Annotated in this window: 23 protein-coding genes; all 23 read left to right on the forward strand. The window is 71.5% G+C overall.

Annotated elements, in window-relative coordinates; all coding sequences use genetic code 11:
* Positions 1 to 27 precede the first annotated feature (27 nt).
* The 23 genes from ACFYX0_RS32100 to ACFYX0_RS32210 all read left to right on the forward strand — a co-directional run bounded on the left by ACFYX0_RS32100 (position 28) and on the right by ACFYX0_RS32210 (position 15,753).
* Positions 28 to 1,149, forward strand: coding sequence for a hypothetical protein (locus ACFYX0_RS32100; RefSeq protein ID WP_388975453.1), 1,122 nt, complete (start codon positions 28 to 30; stop codon positions 1,147 to 1,149).
* A 64-nt stretch (positions 1,150 to 1,213) separates the two neighbouring features.
* Positions 1,214 to 2,119, forward strand: a complete 906-nt coding sequence (locus ACFYX0_RS32105) for a hypothetical protein (protein WP_388975455.1) — start codon at positions 1,214 to 1,216, stop codon at positions 2,117 to 2,119.
* A gap of 79 nt (positions 2,120 to 2,198) precedes the next feature.
* Positions 2,199 to 2,495, forward strand: a complete 297-nt coding sequence (locus tag ACFYX0_RS32110) for a hypothetical protein (protein ID WP_388975458.1) — start codon at positions 2,199 to 2,201, stop codon at positions 2,493 to 2,495.
* A 92-nt stretch (positions 2,496 to 2,587) separates the two neighbouring features.
* A complete protein-coding gene (locus ACFYX0_RS32115) occupies positions 2,588 to 3,052 on the forward strand; it encodes a hypothetical protein (protein ID WP_388975461.1) in 465 nt (154 codons plus the stop codon).
* Positions 3,053 to 3,144: 92 nt separating this feature from the next.
* Positions 3,145 to 3,816 (forward strand): hypothetical protein, encoded by a 672-nt coding sequence (locus ACFYX0_RS32120; RefSeq protein WP_388975463.1) that lies wholly within the window; start codon positions 3,145 to 3,147, stop codon positions 3,814 to 3,816.
* Positions 3,817 to 3,886: 70 nt separating this feature from the next.
* A complete protein-coding gene (locus tag ACFYX0_RS32125) occupies positions 3,887 to 5,437 on the forward strand; it encodes a DNA cytosine methyltransferase (protein WP_388975465.1) in 1,551 nt (516 codons plus the stop codon).
* Positions 5,434 to 5,871, forward strand: a complete 438-nt coding sequence (locus ACFYX0_RS32130; RefSeq protein ID WP_388975468.1) for a hypothetical protein — start codon at positions 5,434 to 5,436, stop codon at positions 5,869 to 5,871. The genes ACFYX0_RS32125 and ACFYX0_RS32130 overlap by 4 nt, the downstream gene beginning before the upstream one ends.
* A 55-nt stretch (positions 5,872 to 5,926) precedes the next feature.
* The gene (locus ACFYX0_RS32135; protein WP_388975471.1) at positions 5,927 to 6,436 is read left to right on the forward strand and encodes a hypothetical protein; all 510 of its coding nucleotides are present in this window, start codon (positions 5,927 to 5,929) and stop codon (positions 6,434 to 6,436) included.
* Entirely contained in the window at positions 6,433 to 6,612 is a 180-nt protein-coding gene (locus ACFYX0_RS32140) for a hypothetical protein (protein WP_388975473.1), read from the forward strand. The genes ACFYX0_RS32135 and ACFYX0_RS32140 overlap by 4 nt, the downstream gene beginning before the upstream one ends.
* 25 nt (positions 6,613 to 6,637) lie before the next feature.
* Entirely contained in the window at positions 6,638 to 7,045 is a 408-nt protein-coding gene (locus ACFYX0_RS32145) for a hypothetical protein (RefSeq protein ID WP_388975476.1), read from the forward strand.
* Positions 7,046 to 7,132: 87 nt separating this feature from the next.
* On the forward strand, positions 7,133 to 7,594 hold the full coding sequence (locus tag ACFYX0_RS32150; RefSeq protein ID WP_388975478.1) for a hypothetical protein: 462 nt from the start codon (positions 7,133 to 7,135) through the stop codon (positions 7,592 to 7,594).
* 35 nt (positions 7,595 to 7,629) lie between these two features.
* Positions 7,630 to 8,280, forward strand: a complete 651-nt coding sequence (locus tag ACFYX0_RS32155; protein ID WP_388975481.1) for a hypothetical protein — start codon at positions 7,630 to 7,632, stop codon at positions 8,278 to 8,280.
* A 107-nt stretch (positions 8,281 to 8,387) separates the two neighbouring features.
* Positions 8,388 to 8,672: a hypothetical protein gene (locus ACFYX0_RS32160; RefSeq protein ID WP_388975482.1), complete on the forward strand. Its 285-nt coding sequence runs from the start codon at positions 8,388 to 8,390 to the stop codon at positions 8,670 to 8,672.
* Between the two features lie 45 nt (positions 8,673 to 8,717).
* Positions 8,718 to 9,131 carry a hypothetical protein gene (locus ACFYX0_RS32165; RefSeq protein WP_388975485.1) on the forward strand — a complete coding sequence of 138 codons (414 nt, stop codon included), beginning with the start codon at positions 8,718 to 8,720 and terminating at the stop codon, positions 9,129 to 9,131.
* A 231-nt stretch (positions 9,132 to 9,362) separates the two neighbouring features.
* Positions 9,363 to 9,752: a hypothetical protein gene (locus ACFYX0_RS32170; RefSeq protein ID WP_388975488.1), complete on the forward strand. Its 390-nt coding sequence runs from the start codon at positions 9,363 to 9,365 to the stop codon at positions 9,750 to 9,752.
* A 64-nt stretch (positions 9,753 to 9,816) separates the two neighbouring features.
* On the forward strand, positions 9,817 to 10,908 hold the full coding sequence (locus ACFYX0_RS32175) for a PP2C family protein-serine/threonine phosphatase (protein WP_388975490.1): 1,092 nt from the start codon (positions 9,817 to 9,819) through the stop codon (positions 10,906 to 10,908).
* Between the two features lie 113 nt (positions 10,909 to 11,021).
* On the forward strand, positions 11,022 to 11,606 hold the full coding sequence (locus ACFYX0_RS32180; RefSeq protein ID WP_388975492.1) for a hypothetical protein: 585 nt from the start codon (positions 11,022 to 11,024) through the stop codon (positions 11,604 to 11,606).
* A 73-nt stretch (positions 11,607 to 11,679) separates the two neighbouring features.
* Positions 11,680 to 12,714, forward strand: a complete 1,035-nt coding sequence (locus ACFYX0_RS32185; protein WP_388975495.1) for a hypothetical protein — start codon at positions 11,680 to 11,682, stop codon at positions 12,712 to 12,714.
* Positions 12,715 to 12,811: 97 nt separating this feature from the next.
* Positions 12,812 to 13,924, forward strand: a complete 1,113-nt coding sequence (locus ACFYX0_RS32190) for an N-6 DNA methylase (RefSeq protein WP_388975497.1) — start codon at positions 12,812 to 12,814, stop codon at positions 13,922 to 13,924.
* Between the two features lie 104 nt (positions 13,925 to 14,028).
* Positions 14,029 to 14,328 (forward strand): hypothetical protein, encoded by a 300-nt coding sequence (locus ACFYX0_RS32195; protein WP_388975500.1) that lies wholly within the window; start codon positions 14,029 to 14,031, stop codon positions 14,326 to 14,328.
* A gap of 132 nt (positions 14,329 to 14,460) precedes the next feature.
* Positions 14,461 to 14,658, forward strand: a complete 198-nt coding sequence (locus tag ACFYX0_RS32200; RefSeq protein WP_388975503.1) for a DUF4314 domain-containing protein — start codon at positions 14,461 to 14,463, stop codon at positions 14,656 to 14,658.
* Positions 14,659 to 14,723: 65 nt separating this feature from the next.
* Entirely contained in the window at positions 14,724 to 15,044 is a 321-nt protein-coding gene (locus ACFYX0_RS32205) for a hypothetical protein (protein WP_388975505.1), read from the forward strand.
* Positions 15,045 to 15,114: 70 nt separating this feature from the next.
* A complete protein-coding gene (locus tag ACFYX0_RS32210; RefSeq protein WP_388975508.1) occupies positions 15,115 to 15,753 on the forward strand; it encodes a hypothetical protein in 639 nt (212 codons plus the stop codon).
* Positions 15,754 to 15,808: the final 55 nt, after the last annotated feature.

Raw genomic sequence — 15,808 nt, forward strand, 5'->3', positions numbered from 1 at the left:
ATGACCGCTCAGCCTGTGGAAGACGCTGTGGAAACCACACCGTCGCTGTGGACGGCCGCGCACGACGTTGACGCCAGACGGCCGCGTTCCCTGCAGAGGCAGCTCGGCGCCTCGGACACGGTGTGCGAGCGCCGCGCCGCCTACATCGTGGCCGGGACCGCCCCGAGTGACGAGACCGACAAGCGTGCCGCGATCCTCGGTACCTACATCCACGAGGGCCTGCTGGGTGCGGCGCGCACCGAGTACGGCTGGCTGGTGGAGCGTGCCGTCGCCGACGACACGATCAAGGGCCACATCGACGCCGTGCAGCTCGATGCGGCGACCGCCGCCCGCGTTCCGGCCCGCCACCGCCCGAAGGTGGCCGCCGCCGGCGGGGTGACGGTGGAGGACGTCAAGACCAAGTCGACGTTCCTGTGGGACAAGGTGCGCCGCTACGGGCCCACCGATGCCGAGCTGCGCCAGGTGTACCTGTACGCCGACCTGCTGCGCACGGTCGGCTTCGAGGACGTGCGCGGCCAGCGGTACCTGGCCAAGCTGGGCCCGCTGGAGGTGGCGCGGATCCGCTTCCGCTTCGTCAACCGCGACAACGGCGAAGAGCACATCGAGGAGTTCCCCTTCGACCCGATGGAGGCCACACGCGCCCGCTGGTGGGTGCAGCGCGTACGCGAGCTGAACAGCCCGGAGGAGGGCCGCCGCGACTTCGACGGGCCGGGCCTGGACGCCATCTGCGACCACTGCATTTTCATGACGGCCTGCTGGGGCCTGCCCAACCCGCCCGGCACGCCGGTGCAGACGATCCTCATCCACGACGACGCCGACCGGGCGCAGGCCCTGGCCGACTACGTGCGCGGCCACGAGTTGGAGACCGAGGGCAAGCGGATCAAGAAGCTCGCCCGCGCGAAGGTCGACACCTCCCCGGCCGGCGCGTACGGCGCCAACGAACTGGGGTGGGGCGGCGGCAACGCGAAGTGGGACGTCGACGTGGAGGCGATGGTCGACGTGCACGAGGACGCGGGAATCCCGGTGCCGCTGATCCCCGACGAGATACGGATGATCGCCAACTTGAAGGCGGCGGGCCTGGCCGTCCCTGAGAAGAAGTCCGCCCAGAAGACACCCAAGATCATCTCCGTGCGGCCCTTCAAGGCCTGACCCAGACGGCCGCCGCCCGCCCCCGCCTGGGGCGGGCGGCGGTGCGCCCTGAAGGGAACTTCCGTTGTCCATCCACCTGATGGTCGTGGCCGCGTACCTGCCCGAGGACGTGGTGACCCAGTCTCAGAAGCTGGCCCTGATGAAGATCTGCGACTCGGCCGACGACGAGACGCGCCTGTCCAAGCCGGGCCTGCGCAGGCTGCGCGCGTGGGTCGGCGTGGGCGATAAGCGGTGCATGACCATCGTGACCGAGCTGGTCGCCAAGAGCCTCATAGAGCGCGTGGAGGTCGGCAAGGCGGGCCGTAGGGCGGTGTACCGGGTCTTCCCGATGGGCGTGCCCGCGATCCCCTCCAACGACGATCTGGACGCCCGCTTCAGGGCCGCTGACGCCGCGCCGAAGAACCCGCGGCTGGCCCGCTCGGGCGTCGCTCGTGCAGCCCCGTCCAAGCCCGCGATGACGCACGAGGACCTCGATGTGCGGGCGCTCGCGGCCGGTGAGGGCGTGGAGCGGCCAGGGTTCCCCGGGGGGAACCCTGAGGAGGGCGACGGCAGGGTTCCCCCGGGGGAACCCTCAGGGTTCCCCGGAGGAAACCCACTGGGTTCCCCCGGGGGAACCCCTTCTTTTCCTTCTTCTTCCTCTGTCCTTCCTTTCCCCCCTACCCCCGCGGCTGGCGCCGCAGGGGAGACCCGTGGCTGCGCCAGGCACCCTGTCTCTGCTGCGAGTTGCCGTGCCTGCGGCACGAACCCGCGTGCCGCTCGGGCGGCACAGGAACGTGAGCGGGCGGATGTGGAGCGGCAGACGAACCGGGAGTGGCTGCGCGGGTGGCAGGAGGACCTGGACCAGGCGCGGCGGGTCGTGCAGGAGCGGCCCGAGGACGTTGCGGCGGCCCGGCTGCTGGCGCGTCAGATGGCCCGCCAGGGGCGGGAGAAGGCCCGTGAGGCCGATCCGCCGCCCGAAGAAAAATCTTGACCCCCACCTGTTCGCAGCTAGAATAAGAGGGATGGGGGAGGGGAAGGCCCCCCGTCCAGCCGACCGCTTGGAGAGAAGCTTGACAACGCAATCGACGCTCCCGCCCCAGCCGCCCGCCGGCGACCTGGAGATCGACGACATCGTCGACCGCCACGACGGCGTGACGGTCGCCGACATCCACAACGCCGAAGACCTCGTGCGCAACGCCATCAACGCGTCCTTCGACGGCGAGTCGCACGGCATGACGCGCGAGGAGTTCACGCAGCTGGTCTGCCACTGCTTCTACATGGAGCTGTTCGACTGCGCGCTCACCAGCCGCGGCCTGCGCCAGGTGGCCGCAGACGTTCACACGCACATAGCCCAGCTGAGCGCCTGAATCCGTCGGTCCGGGCGGCGGGAAACCCCGCTGCCTGGACCAGCATGTGCCACACCATTCGACCGAGCAAAGCTCACCTCTTGGAGAACCGCATGAGCGAGCAGTCCCCGACCTCGACCGCCTCCTGCGAAGGCGGAAGCTGGCAGCTGAAGGTCCGGCACGAGGAAGGCAGGGTCGTTGCCGAGGTCTGGTCCTTCGGCGTGAAGCTGAGCATCACGACGCTGAGCACCGAGGGCGTCGTCACCGTCGAGGACCCGGCCGCCGGGCCGACCGTCCACCGCTTCGACGGCTCCGCTGCCGAGGCGTACGACGCCACCCAGTGCCGCGACGACATCCGCGACGGTGACGTCCTGGTCGTCGCGGCCGAAGGGGTCGTCGGCTTCCTCGACGCCGCCTGGCCGATCGCCATCACCGAGGCGCACGGCGAGTTCCACGGCCTGAAGGTCCCCGCCCGCGAGCACAAGGACGGCCGGTTCGCGGCCAGCGCCGAGGTCGCCGAGCGGATCGCCGCCGAGCTCGGCTTCCCGTTGGCCGCGCGCCACGTCCAGACGGCCTGACCCGCACGGAACTGGGCGGCGGAACGAACCCGCCGCCCCGTTCCGTAATGTGCCACAACTCTGTACCGTACGAACCACCTCTTGGAGATCACATGAACCTCGCACCCCTGCCTGACCACGGCCGCACCGACCGGCCCGAGTGGCAGGCCCTGTGGCGGCAGTACGAGCCCGTCACCACGCCGCTGCGCATGGCCGGCCTCGTCTGCGACGTCGAGACCTGCGGCGGACAGACCCACCTCACCGTCGACCTGCCCGACGGCACGCACCTGGTCATCGCCGACCAGGACGCGCTGCCCGACCGGCTGGAGCAGGTCACTGGCTGGATCGTCCAGCGCAGCCACCACGACAACCCGACCTTCGACGCCCTGGTCTTCGACTCCACCGAAGGCGGCGAGCACGACAAGCACGGCGCGGACATCGTCACGATGCTCGCCGCAGTCGCCCTGCACCTGAAGTCCCTGCCCGACGCGGACACCCAGTCGGCCGGGACCAAGCTCGGCGAGCTGCTGATGGCCTCCGCGCAACGGTTCGCCGTCAGCTTCGTCGGCGTCGACTCCCAGCACGTCGGCAAGGGCCGCATCATCACCGGCCCCTTCGACACCCACGCCGAGGCGGTCAAGGACTACGGCTGGCAGACCCACCTCCTCGAGGAGGACGGCTGGAAGCCGGTCCACGAGCAGGGCGGCAACGACTGGCCCGTGACGGTGTGGCACCGCCGCGACGTGCTGCAGGTCGTCTTCGTCTCCCGCCTCTCCCTCCTCTGACCCCTCGCCCGACCTGGCGGCCCCGCAAGCGCGTGTGCGGGGCCGCCCGCACCTCTCGGAGAACACCTTGTTGGCCACACTTCCGCGCAGCCTTGAGCTGACGTTCAACGACCTGCTCGCCGGGGCCGGCGGCTCCTCCTCCGGCCTGGTGGAAGCCGGTTGGACCGGTCGACTCGCCATGAACCACTGGCAGACCGCGATGGACTCGCACGCCGCCAACCACCCCACCATCGAGCACCTGACCGCCGACGTCACCGGCTACCCGATGCGGTTCCTGCCGCGCGCCCTGCTTCTGTGGGCTTCGGTCATCTGCATCGAGGTGTCCCCGGCCGGTGGCCGCGTTCATCGAACCGATCAGATCGACTTGTTCGAGGTCCTCGACCAGCTCGGCGACGACGATGCCGAGTCGTGGAAGGCCCTGACCCCGGAGGCTTTCGAGCGGACGCGGGCGACCGCCTGGTGCGTGGTGCGGGCCTGCGAGGCGAAGCGGTTCCCGTACGTGGTGGTCGAGAACGTCGTCGAATTCGCGCAGTGCTGGGTGCTGTTCAAGACCTGGGTCAAGGCGATGACGGAGCTGGGCTACGAGCAGCCGCAGATCTTGTGCGCGACCTCCGCGCACGTCGGCGACGACGACAACCTGCGCGCCCCGCAGTGGCGGGACCGCATTTATGTGGTCTTCCGCCTCAAGGGGATGCCCAAGCCGGACCTGGAGCCCCGCCCGACGGCGTTCTGCTTCGAGTGCGGCAAGGACGTCCGCGCGAAGAAGGCGTGGTTCAACCCCCGGGTCCGCATCGGCAAGTACCTGCGCGACTACAGCTACCGCTGCCCCAATACCCGCTGCGCCCATGCCGAGGTCGAGCCGTACGTGCGGCCGGCCGCCTCGGTCATCAACTGGGAAGACCTGGGCCAGCGCATCGGCGACCGCAAGAAGCCCCTGGCGGACACCACTATGGACCGCATCCGCGCGGGCCTGGCGAAGTTCCCCCATACGACGTCCTCGATCACCCTCAACCACGGCAAGGACGGCACCGACCGCGCCTATCCGGTGGCCGAGCGCCCGTTCTCCACCCGCACCATCAAGCAGGGCGACGCGCTGCTCGTGCCGACCGGCGGCAGCTGGAACACCGCCTGCAGCGACGTCAGCGACCCGATGCGCACCCGCCTGACCCGCGAGAGCGAAGCCCTGGTCACGGTCGACCCGGAGCCGTTCGTGATCACCTACCGGCAGAACGCGAACCCGGCGCTGGCCACCGAGCCGATCACCAGCGTCACCGCGCAGGGCAACCATCACGGCCTGGTCATCCCCGGCGGCGCCGGGCCGGTCCCGCCCGAGCTACGCAACACCCTCGTCATCCCCTACCGCAAGGCCGCCGTGAAGACGGCCGCCGAGCCCGTTCACACGCTGACCACCCACGACTCGGCCGCCCTCCTTCGCAGCGCGCCAGCGATCGAAGAGTGCTTCTTCCGGATGCTCAAGCCGCGCGAGCAGCTGGAAGCGCAGAGGTTCCTCCGCCGCTACCGCCTGTTCGGCACCCAGGCCGAGCAGACCATGCAGGCCGGGAACGCGGTGTCGGTGAACGTCGCCCGCCACATTGGCGAGCGCATCAAGGAGCGCCTGTGACCGGCGACTGGCCGCTTTCCGCACCGTGCAGCGGCCGGGACGGGTTCACGCCCAGCGAGGACGACTGGAGCACCGGAGCCGACCTCAAGCGCCTGTGCAGGCCGCAGCTCGACACGTGCGGGCCGTGCCCGTTCCGCGCCGCGTGCATCGCCACCGTCAAACCGGCCCAGGCCAAGTTCGACGGCATCGCCGGCGGACGCCTGTGGTGCAACGGTGAGGTCATCGACGCCCTCGACGACGTGTTCGAGGACGAGCTGGCCGAGCCGAAGCTGCGCGCCTCCTGCGGCACCGAAGCCGGAGCGCGGGACCACAAACGCCACGGCGAACGCGTCTGCCCTTCCTGCCGCCAGGCCACACGCGAGGTCTCAGCGCGCCGCAGGGAGGAGAAGGCCAAGCAGCCCAAGCAGCTGCAGCTGGACTTCGCCACCACCTGAGAGATCCGCCCGCCCCGACCCCGGGGGCGGGCCCCACCTTGCCCTTGGAGAGACCATGCCCCACCCCGCAACCGCCCGCCCGCTGCGCCAGGCCATCGCCCCGATGATCGCCGGCGCCGTCCTGGCCAGCTCCCACCCCGGCCTGCCCGCCAACAGCATCGAGATCGACCACATCAGCGTCGCCACCGGCGACGACCCGCTCGGCCTGCGCGTCCTCCTGTACCACCCCGGCGCCGGCGTGTTCGAGCAGTGGGTGAAGGCCATCGGCGCCACCGACTTCAGCACCCCCAAGCCCACCAGCCGGCCCGGCGAGCTGTCCCACACCGCCATCGGACGCATCGACCACACCCCCATCGAGGTCACCTGCCTGAGCCTGCGCGGCGAATGGGTGTGGCTCACCAGCAGCGGAAGCGCCGTCCACAAGCGGGACCGCACCAAGGACGGGCAGGTGGCGGTGTGCGGCGGCCTGATCGTCGGCGTCGCCGACCCGGCCCACTGGCAGGTGCCCGCAGACCGCTGCCCCGGCTGCGCCAGCAGCGATACCGCCCCGGTGGGCGTGCGGTGATCCGCACCAAGGGCCGCGCCTGCACCGGCAAGCGCCGCCACGACACCGAGGAGCAGGCCGAGGAGCACCGTCGGCGGCTCATCGCCAACGGTGCCGTCCGTCTGACCGCCTACCGCTGCCGCAACCAGGCCTGCCGCGGCTGGCACGTCGGCCACCTCCCCAAGCCCCGCCACTGACCCACAACACCTCTTGGAGACACCCGTGAACGACATCCCCGCCCTCGCCGCCCGCCTGGGAGAACGCGCCGCAGGATCGTGGCAGGAAGAAGCCGCCGTGTGGCTGCTGGCCTCGCACGGCCACTGGCTGCCCGAGCTGCAGCGCACCCGCCTGATCGTCGCCGACGGCGACGGCCAGTCCCGCATCGCCTGGCGGCAGGTCGCCTCCGCGTGCCTGTCCGCCGGCGACGGCCCGCTCATCGGAAACCCGGCGGAGTGGCAGGTCCTGCGCCTGGCCTGCGTGCTGACCGGACGTCACGTCCTGTCCCTGGCCAACCTGAACGCGCTGGACGAGCCGAACAGACGCCTCGCCCTGCACGCGGTGGCGTGGGCGTCCGGCGGCCGCGCATGGGCGGCCAGCCTCGGCCTCCTGCCGCCCGAGCACACCGACTGAACCGCCCCCCGATCCGGGCCGCGCCCGCGGTGACCCGCCCCGCGCGCGGCCCCCACCATCCACCCCATCGCAAGGAGCACAGCCACCGTGGACACCACCCGCCGCGCCCAGCTGGTCATGAACGTCCTGCAGCACGCCGTCGCAGGCGACTACGACCGGACGATGCAGACGATGGGCAAGATCGCCGAAGCAACCGACCGCCGCCAAATGTACGGCGTGTGCCGCGCGTTCGCCGAAGCCGGACGGCAGACCCTCATCCACCTGTACGGGCACCCCAGCCCGGAGGGCCTGTGGGCGATGGTCGCCCCCGACCCGGACGACGGCTGCGCCCAGCACCCGGCGCACACCTTCTCCCTGCGGTTCATTACCGCCTACGCCAACGGCGACATGCCGACCTGCCAGGCCCTGTACCTCGCGGCGGCCAACGCCAGCCCAGAGAACTACGGACACTCCCTGACCGCGCTGATCGGCGACGTCGCCTACCTGGTCCGGGCCGCCGCGCAGGAGCCGGCCGCCGACGGCGAGCAGCCCGCCCAGCACCCGCACTGACCCCCTCTTACGCCGCGCCCGTGAAGGAGTTGTCGTTGAGCACCCTCGTCCTGGAGCCCGCCGCCGTGGCGGCCCCGACCGCGCCGCCGTTGGTGATCGGCATCGACCCGTCGCTGACGTGCACGGGCATCGCCGGCGAGGGCTGGGCCGACGCGCTGCGCTGTAAGGGCAAAGGGCACCACCGGCTGCGGTGGCTACGCCAGGAGATACGGGAGCGCACCCGCTCGGCGGACCTGGTGGTCATCGAGGGCGCGGCGTACAGGCACGGAGGGCAGGCCGGGCACCACGAGCTGGCGGGACTGTGGTGGATCCTCACGCAGGACCTGTGGGAGCGGGGCGTCCCGTACGTGGTGGTGGCGCCGAGTTCCCGCACCATCTACGCCACCGGCAGCGCCAACCCGGCCAAGGACTACCCGAAGGCGAAGCGGGCCCGTATCGCCAAGGGCATGGTGCGCGATGCGGTCGCCGAGCGGTACGGCCTGGAGTGCGACGGGGTGGGCCGCTACGACAAGGCGGACGCGTTCATCCTCGCCGCGATGGGCCTGCACTGGGCGGGCTGGCCGCTGGCAGTGGTGCCGGACACGCACCGGCGGGCCTTGGACGGGGTGCCGTGGCCTGAGTATCTGCCCGACCGGCAGTGCCCTGACCTGCGCATATGCGGAAAAAATCTTGACGGGGCGAGGTAGGCCGATAGAATAAGAGCAGTATGTCGGGGGGAAGCCGCCCCGACTGCCCAACCCGCCCCCAGATGTGCCACAACCCTCATTCGCTCAACGACCTCTTGGAGAAGCCCGTGAGCGCCCTGCTGGGCCTGATCGCCGCCAACCGCGGCGAAGCCGAAGACGCGTCTACCGCGATCGTCGGCGACAGCGTCTACGTCCGCTACGCCAACGACCTGGCCGTCCTGAAGATCACCGCCCGGCCCGGCGCCGGCGACGAAACCAAGATCACGCTCCAGCTCATCAACCCGGAGCGCGGCCCGATCGACACGGCCGACTTCGTTCACACCCGCTCCCAGAACTTCTCGAACGTCCTGAAGCGGCTGGACGCCTACCAGGACATCTGGCAGATCGGCTGACCCCTCGCTAAGGCCGGCCGCCCACTCCTTGCAGGTGGGCGGCCGGTGGTGTCCCCGCACGACCACGGCCTCTTGGAGGAAGCCATGCACATCACCGCCCACCCCGACGCGCTCGCCGCCCCCTACGCGCTCACCACCGGCCACACGGCCGACCGGCTCGCCGACATCCTCGTCGAGGGCCCGCACCTGCAGCACCTGCTCGCCGAGCGGTTCGGTCTGAGCGCCGAAGCCGCCGGTGAGGCCGCGATCACCATCGACCGGACCCTGACCGTCACCCACCGGCGGGCCTCCTACGGCCAGAACTACCGCACGTGGGTCGCCTGCATGCCCGACGTGCTCCTGAAGTGCCTGGTGGAGATGGCCGCGTGCGCCGAGGCCGACGAGTTCACCACCGGCCACGTGCTGCACGTCGGCCGCCAGCTGCTGACCGAACTCTCCCTGGCCCTGCGCCCCTTCTGACCCGCCACCGGGGGCCGCCGCCGCGGCGGCCCCCGCCTTCAACCCGATTGGCGAAGCCCGATGCCCACACGGCAGCCGACATCCACCGGCCCGCTCACCTGCTCCTGGTGCGCTCACCCCGTTCCCCGCCGGCGGGCGAAGTGGTGGGACGGCAAGCCGCAGTGCCCCAACCCGTTCCGGTGCACGGACCGCGCCCAGAACACACCAGCCCTCAACCCCTTAGGAGAAGCCATGAGCAAGACCATTCGTGCCGTCCGCCTCGACCCCGACGGCACCCTCACCGACCTGCAGCTGCCCCCCGGCGCCGGACTGGTCGAGGCGCTGCGCAAGGCCGTCGGCGGCTGGGTCGAGATCGCCCACTACGCCCGCCCCGAGGGCAACCGCCGCCTGTCGGTGGCCGTCGACGCCGACGGCGCGCTCACCAAGGAGCAGAACCTGTACGCGACGTCGCTGGTCAACGCCATCTACCGCAAGCAGTTGCCCGACCCGCTGTACGGGACGGTCGTCCTGCTCGGTGCCCTCGACGAGACGCGCCAGCACACCGACGTCCCCCCGCAGCTTCACGAGGTCCTGCCGAAGGTCATGAACGCTCTCAAGGACCGCTACAGCACCATCGCCTGACCGCCCGCCCACAGCCGGGCCCCACCGCAGGCCCGGCCACCTCCCGACATCCGAAAGGACACCTGTGAACACCGAAGCCCTGTACGTTCAGCCGGGCGGCCACATCGAGGACTTCCCCCTGGCTGGCGACCCCGAGCGGCAGCAGAAGGCGATCGCCGCCGAACTTGACGGCCCCGCCCTGGCCTGGCGGCTCGGCCGCCACCTGACCATCCACGCCAACCCCGACGCGCACCAGCGGCCCCGCAACAAGGTCGCGCTCAGCACCTGGCACGACCTCGCGGGCTCGCCCGGCCCGGACCTGCGCGGCCCCGTCGTCATCACTGGGCCCGAGCGCCGCGACGGCCTGCTGCAGCCGCTTCCGGCCGCGAGCGCCGAACTCGTCGCGCACTGGGCGCGCCTGCAGCGCGCGGCGACCGTCGTCGCCACCCGCCCCGACGTGTCCGCCGCCCAGGCGATCGGCACCCGCAACCTGCAGTGCGACGCGCACGCCGTGCACCTCGACCCGGCGAGCGGCCGGTGGGCGTACGTCGTCCTCGACGGCATCGGCGACGAGAACGACGTCAAGGCTCACGTGCGCCGGTGGGCGCCCGCCCTTGCCCGCGAAGCCGCTCTCTCGGGCAATCCGACCGACGCGATCGCCCAGGTCCGCGTCCAGATCCACGCCCGGCTGCGGACGCGGCGCTGGCGCCACATGGACCCGGGCGCGGTCGCGGTCGTCGCCGTCTACCACCGCGGCGACCCCCTGCTGCGCCTGGCCTGGTCGGGCGATGCCCGCGCCTACCGGCTCTCCCACGTCGCAGGGCTCCACCAGCTGACGAAGGACCACAACTGGGCGCAGGAGCTGCTGGACGCCGGCCGCACCCCGCATGAGTGGGACCACAACTCGGTGACGGCCTGCCTGGAAGACGGGGTGATCGGCGACACCCAGGTGCCGGTGGACCTGGTCGCGCAGCTCATCCTGTGCTCCGACGGGGTGTACCACCCGCTGGAGACCCACGAGCCGGGCCTGCTGGAGGCAGCCGCCGAACTCGCGCTGGACGCGAAGGACAGTGCGGCCTCCCTGGTGGCCGAGGCCCTGGCCGTGGGCGTGAGGCGAGGCGACAAGCGCGACAACGCGACCGCGCTCGTGGTCACCTTCCCCCGCCTCGTCGCCTGAAAAAGACCCGGCCTACCAGGTGACACCCCCGGGCCGGGCGGCGCAGCACCACGCCACCCGGCCCTCAGATGTGCCACAACTCTGCTTTTCCTGTCGACCTCTTGGAGTCCCGCATGACCGAGACACCTGCCAGCCTCCGTTGGCTCGTCGTCTTCAACGACGAGCCGTACGCGATGCGCATCGTCGCCGTCGAACCCCTCCCTGACGACGCGGACGCCCGCGCCGAGCTCCACAGCGAGCTGTGCGTGGCCTGCCTGACCTCGTACGAGGTTCAGGCCCCCACCACCGACCAGGCCCGGCGCTGCGCCCGGCAGCTGTACGACGTCGAGCGCATCCGCAGCGTCCGCGCCCGCCAGCGCGCCTGCCGCTCCCAGCGCCGCATCGCACCAGCCGTCCGGCAGGTCGACCAAGTCCTCGACGCCGCCACGCGGGCCCTCACCCACGCCGCGCAGGACCTCGACCTCACAGGCCAGGCCATCCGGTACGCCGACGCCCTGGCCACCTCCGCGCTGCGCGCCGGATACCAGCACCGTGCCTGGCGGCAGCGTGAGCTGACGTTCGAGCAGTACGTCGGCCAGTTCGCTCTGACCGCCGCGGCGACCCTCTTCCGCTACGCCGCGCTGGCCGCCGACGGCCGCCACGACGAGGCCGTGGCCCTGCTCGTCAACGCGCTCGCCGCCTCCGCCTCCGACCTCTGACCCGCACCACCCACCAGGCCGGGCCCCGCACCCGCGGGGGCCAGCCCCATCCATGAGATGAGGAACGCAACCCGTGATCGACACCCGCGTCTGCATCGACGACACGTTCGGCCCCTTCGACGCCAAGGTCGACCCCACCCACCGGTGGAACGGCTGGCTGTGCCCGCGCTTCACCCTCGACACCGTCCGCGAGATGGCCGCCCGCACGCAGGAGATGGCCGTCGAGTGCGGCTACGACAGCGTGGACACCGTCCACGTCATCGATGGCGGCACCGACCAGGGCGAGCCCCGCGTGGTCGTCGCGCAGGTCAGCTGGCAGTACCACGACGGAGACGCCGAAGGCGCCACCTCGATCGTCAACCCCGACGCCGACGGCCTGTACGGCATCGGCGGCGGCGAGTGGACCTGGCACTTCGCGACCTGGTGGTGCGTCTGCGGCAAGGGCATGGACTGGCACGTGACCGACTGCGAGGGCTGCGACCTCACCCGCGACACCCAGCCCCAGCAGACCGACACCGCCAAGGAGTTCGCCGAGGCGGCCCAGTGGCTCGCCGACGCCGAAGCCGCCTACGCCCGCAGCCAGGAAGCCGACGAGGCCCGCAAGATCCTCGCCGCCCGCCACGCCGCCCGCGAACGGGCGAGCCGCATCAACCGCGCGCTCGACCAGCTCGGCATCACCCCGATAGCCCCCGCCGCCGTCCAGGACGGCACCACGGTCTTCGCCCCGGCCCTGCTCGTCGAGAGCGTCCCGGAAGAGGAGCTGTACTCCGTCCACGCCGACTGGGACGACACCGAGGGCAAGGTCCGCCTCACCCTCGGCCACTACTGGGGCGAGAACGAGTACCCCGGCCAGCGCCCCGGCCGCCACCTCAACACCGTCGCCGACGTGGTGCACGCACGCCGCGAAGGCCCGAACAGCCAGCCCGAACCCGTGCGCACCAGGCCGAGCATGCCGAGCCTGCGGGAGATCGCCGAGGACGCCGCCATGTGGCTCCCGAGCGACATCACCTCCCACGACGCCGGCGAGATCACCCAGCTGCTCAGCGGCCTGGCCGCCGCCATGCTCTGCCTCGCCGACACCGTGAGCGCCGTCAACGACCGCCCCTGACCCCTACCCAACCCAGCCTGCAGCGCCCCGCCCCCGGCCGGATCCCCGGGCCGGGTGGCGGGGCGCCGTCATGCCCGCACCTGAAACGGAGCACGCCATGGATCAGCTCGACCTGTTCGCCGACGCCGAGGAGACCCCCATCCCGGCGACGTTCGCCGCCCGCCCCAAGCCGGCCCGCACCGTCACCGCCCCGCCGGCGCCTCGCCCGGCGCCCGCACCCCGCCCGGTCGTCGCCGCCGAGGAGGAGCCCGGCGGCCTGCTCGCCGACCCGCGCCCCGAACTGCCGTCCGTGCAGACCCCCATTCCCGCGCCGCGCCAGATCGCGCCGCTGCTGATCGGCAACCCGCGCGACGCCGGGCAGCGGCTCGGCGAGGCCGTCTCGGAGACCTGGCACGCCTCCAACTGGGGCGGCTACCGCATGGACATCCCCGTCAGCATCGTCGGCGGGCTGGCCCTGTTCCCCATCAAGGGCCACACCGAGGACGTCACCCGCATCATCAGCAACGCCTCCGACTTCGAGCTGATTCAGGGCTACCGCGAGATCTACGCGCACACCTGGGCGCAGCGGCCCGACCTGGGCGCCCGCATGGCGCCGCTGATGGGCTGGCTCACCGAGGACGGCGTGATGGAGAAGGCGTACGCGGTGCGCCGGGTGACGGAGACGGCGCTGCGCTACGGCATCCTGCAGCTGACCGGCGACCCCGACCCCTGGTGCCGCTCCGACACCGACGTCATGTCGTGGACGATCACCTCGCTGCGCTCGCACGGCGCCAAACAAGGGCTGGGGGAGTTCCACACGCCGCCGGAGCTGTGCGACATGATGGCTGCGATGACGTGCCCGGAGGCGCCCGAGAAGGGCATGCGCTTCCACGAGCCCGCCGGCGGAACGGGCGGCATGTTCCGCGCGCTGGCCCAGCACCTGCGCCACATGCAGCTGGATCCCGCCGACTTCGAGTGGTGGCTGAACGAGCTGGAGCCGCTGGCCGCGGCCAGCGCGGCCGTCAACGCGATCGTGTGGGGGCTGGGCCCGAACGTCGTCATCGCCTGCGGCGACACCCTCGCTGACGGCGGCCTGGCGGATCGGGCCGCGCAGGAGCGCAAGCACCTGTTCGAGGAGCGCGACGAGATCCTCGGCCGTCTCGCGGTGGCGGAAGCGGCGCACCAGGCGATGGCGCTCGCCGACCGGCTGATCAGCTCAAAGGCCGTCTAACCTGGGGTTTTGCCGGTAAAAATCTTGACCCCCCACCGAGAGCAGCTAGAATAAGAGCGATGGGGCGGGGGAAAGCCCGGCCTACACCGCGAGGGGAACTGCACATGAGCGAGCAGCAGACGCACTCCATTCACCACGACGGATGGGAGCTGAGGATGCGCGACGAGGACGGCACGGCGATCGCCGAGCTGTGGACCTTCGGCGCCAACCTGAGCCAGACGACACTGAACACCGGAACCGGTGAGGTCACCGTCACCTCCGAGTTCCCGCCGCACGTCAGGGGCGATCAGCGGACGAAGTGCTCCACGAACTGCCAGTGCGGCTGGGAGCTGAGGTCGCGCGTCGAGGGCGACACGGCGCCGAGGTCTGGGCCATCGGTCGCAAGCTCAGCGAGACGACGCTGAACACCACCGGAACCGGTGAGGTCACCGTCCGCTCCGAGTTCTGATCCCGCTGCGGGCGGCGGATCACTCCGCCGCCCGCAGCTCTGGATGTGCCACAACAGTCAACCGTTCACGCGAGAGAGACAGCTTCCCATGCCCAGGTACCAGCGCGGCCAGCGCGTCGCCCTCGTGGCGACCACCGACCCCCACACCGACCTCCGCCCCGGCGACGAGAGAACCGTCCGCTCCTTCAACCCCAACCTCCAGCAGCTCCACGTCAGCTGGGACAGCGGCTCCACCCTCTCGATGCTCCTCGACGACGGCGACGAGATCCGCCTCCTGCCCGCCTGAACCGCCGGCCCCACCCGCCCTGGCGGGGCCTCCGCACAGCACCACCCGCCCCCTTGGAGAACCCCATGCAGTCCGCAGCCCCGACCCTCGACGTTCACCTCGACCCCTCCGCCCTCGAAGCGGGCGCCCGCAAGTGGGCCGACCGCACCCGCCAGCTCGCCATCCGCTCCACCTGCGAGGAGCAGGAGGCAGCCCTCCGCGTCGTCGCCTTCCAGCTCAGCACCGCCCGCAACCACCTCGGCCGCGGCGACACCGACAAGGCCCGCGAGACCCTCCGCATCGCCACCAACTACGCCCGCAGCGAGGAAGCCAACACCCCCCAGCTCGCCGGCGTCACCCAGCTCGTCCAGGCCACCAGCGCCCTCCTGGCCGGCCTCCCCGCCTGACCAACCCGGCCCCGCCCCACCAGGGGCGGGGCCCCAACCCGCCAGCAGCACCGACCCCTTGGAGAACCCCGTGCAACTCGCACCCTCAGCCCTCCACGCCACCGCCGAAACCCTCACCGGCTACCTCGGCACCGACACCTGGCACGTCAACGAGCTGATCACCGACGACATCATCAGCCTCGAAGGCCCCCACGACCGCCAGATCGGCATGCGCCTCCTTGGCAACGGCAGCAGCATCCAGCTGTGGGCCACCGGCGGCACCCAGCCCGCCGACCACCAGCCCATCGAAGGCATCAACCCCCTGCCGCACGGCCGCCGCTGGCACACCCCCGTCCACATTGGCCGCCTCACCGCCGACATGGACCCCGGCGTCGTCCTCTACAACGCCATCACCGACCGCCTGCTGCCCGCCTTCGACGCCAAGCCTCTGTACGTCGGTCACCGGCCCTGGGACCCCGCGCCCGAAGCCGAGGCCGAGGCCGACGCCGAGGCGACCACCCAGGCCGACGCTGACCAGCCCGGGTCCGCGCCCAAGCCCAAGCCGGAAACGCGGGCCCTGGCCGAGCCCAAGGTCACCCCGCCGCGGCCCCGCCGCACCAAGCGTGCCGACAAGCCCGACCCCCCGGCCGCTGACGCCAAGCCGAAGCCGCGCCCGGTCCGCAAGCGCACTTCCGTCAAGCCGACCGTCGATAAGTCCGCCGCCTCCTGACCCCACCGCAGCCGGGCCGCCGTCCCTGCCAGATGGGCGGCCCGGCCCATACCGC

The organism is Streptomyces sp. NPDC002573 (assembly GCF_042889625.1).
Lineage (GTDB): Bacteria > Actinomycetota > Actinomycetes > Streptomycetales > Streptomycetaceae > Streptomyces > Streptomyces gibsoniae.